Raw genomic sequence first — 2,011 nt, forward strand, 5'->3', positions numbered from 1 at the left:
TTCTGCCACATCTGGCTTTCGAAGAACGCGTTGCCCGACATCGGCCCGGTATGGGCGACGAGACGGGCGATGGCATGAGGCGGCACCATCCATGGGTACTCGCCACCCACATGTTCGAGCGGATAGTCGGCCGTCAGCGAACCCTTGCCGAAATACCGAACGGTGGTGCGGCAGGATGCCGAGGATGCCGGTGACCTCTGCTGCATCGGAGGCGCGATCGGATGGGCGGCCATCTGAGCCCATGCCGGGCTGGAACCCAGCATAAGGGCCAGCGGCATCGTGACGCACGCCAGCCGGATTCTGTGACGTGTCTCGCGCATCACGGTGCCTCCCCGATCGGCCCGGACGGCAGATAACCGGGATGCCAATCGGCGGTATCGGGATTAAGGCCGGGTTGATCGGTGATCCGGACCACCTGATTGCCGACGAGCATGCGATCGCGCCCGCCCGAGACGTACTGGCGATGGCTCTGCGTATCGGGTGGTTCGACCAGCCCGGCACGGAGCAGCACGGCGTAGCGCAGCATGCCGACGTAATCCGTCTGGAGGCGATCGAGATCATCGAGGAAGATCTGGACCGCCTGCTGTTCGCCCAATGCCCAGCCTTGCGCGACCCACCGCGACCAGTCGGCCGCTTCGGTCGCATTGTGCGGCATCAGGTTGCGGGGCGGCGGTGTCGGTGACGACCAGCTGCGCACGAGGAATTCACGCCAGTTGGGTGACGCGGAAGCGAGCCTTGCCTGCTGGGTGATCTCGTAGACCTTGTCCGTCTGCTTGGCGATCTGGCCGCCGGGGGCGAGGGCGAAGGCGAATTGCGCCTCGGTGACGATCGGCGGCACGAGCAGGGTCTGATCGTTGCCGATCGGCTGGACCATCCGGCTGAAATCGAAGGTCTTGTCGAGCGTGTGCCTGTATTGCGAGAGTTCAAGATTGATCGTGTAGCTCTCCGCCGCGAGCCCGCCGCGCGCTCCGTAGGACAGGGCGGCCTGGCGCAGCGCGTGCAGCCGGAGTGGAGAAATCGTCTTGCCCGGGATCTGGCCCGGACGCGCCGCCTGCAAAGCGGCAAGCGAGGGTGGTGCCTGACCGCCCACGATCTGCCCATTGATCCGTGCGCCGGCGATCGGTGTGTTGAGCGGATTGGCGTTCGCGGCAAAGCCACGATCGACCGCGCCGGCCGAGGGTGAGAGCCCGTATTCCGGAAACGGCGGCACGCTCGCCGGACCCGGCCCCGCCCAGGCTGCATGAAGCCGAAGAAGGGCGATCGACAGTGTGATTCCGAGACCGGCGATACGGCGGAGATACAGGGTTGTCGGCATGTTTCCACGCTTTCTCATGAGGGGGGTACGAGCACGCCGCCATTGATCTTGACGACAAGCAGCCGCCAGACCCGCCGACGCATTCCCACGATCCACGCTGGCCATTGCGCGGGCGGCATTCGATATCTCTCGAGCATCAAATTCTGCCGACGCTCGAAGGCGGTTTCGTCGAAATATGGAACGGGGGTGATGCCGCGCGTCTTCAGAAGATACTGGCTGTAGAGATAGGCCGCGACGTCCTCGGCATTGCAGGTAATGAACCGCCCGTACCAGCCCGGATGATCGTTGACCGCGTAGCAGGACTGGATCATGCGGGCGACTGCAGGCATCCCCGACGGGTATTCCAAGTCGAAGTCATCCACACCCGACGACATGAAGGTGTACATGACGACATGCGGGTCATAGAGCATGTTCGCCGAGGCGGTCGGCATCGGGGCGATGGTAGAAGCCGCGGCAAGTCCGACAAATACGGTCCCGACCGGGAGCCAGCGCCGCCCTTCTGACGGTCCGTTGTGTCGCTGGAACGGCTGCATGACGGTCGTTGCCATCTCAATCCTGCCGATCCGGAGTGCGCGCGACCGGGACGAGCGACGGACGGGCCATGATCGCATTGCCGTAAATGACGCCGCGTGGTCCCGACGCAAGGCGTGCATCGCGAACCGCACGGACGATACCGATCACGACGCCGACGCCCAT

General features: G+C 64.5%; 3 protein-coding genes. All 3 read right to left on the bottom strand.

Going from position 1 to position 2,011, the window contains the following annotated elements:
* The coding region (locus tag ACP5E6_RS16745; RefSeq protein WP_427956067.1) for a hypothetical protein at positions 1 to 320 on the bottom strand (320 nt) is incomplete at its 3' end.
* Positions 320 to 1,315 carry a type IV secretory system conjugative DNA transfer family protein gene (locus ACP5E6_RS16750; protein WP_427956068.1) on the bottom strand — a complete coding sequence of 332 codons (996 nt, stop codon included), beginning with the start codon at positions 1,313 to 1,315 and terminating at the stop codon, positions 320 to 322. The genes ACP5E6_RS16750 and ACP5E6_RS16745, both read right to left, overlap by 1 nt.
* 14 nt (positions 1,316 to 1,329) lie before the next feature.
* On the bottom strand, positions 1,330 to 1,863 hold the full coding sequence (locus ACP5E6_RS16755; protein WP_427956071.1) for a hypothetical protein: 534 nt from the start codon (positions 1,861 to 1,863) through the stop codon (positions 1,330 to 1,332).
* Positions 1,864 to 2,011 lie beyond the last annotated feature (148 nt).

The sequence above is a fragment of the Acidiphilium sp. genome (assembly GCF_049977125.1).
Lineage (GTDB): Bacteria > Pseudomonadota > Alphaproteobacteria > Acetobacterales > Acetobacteraceae > Acidiphilium.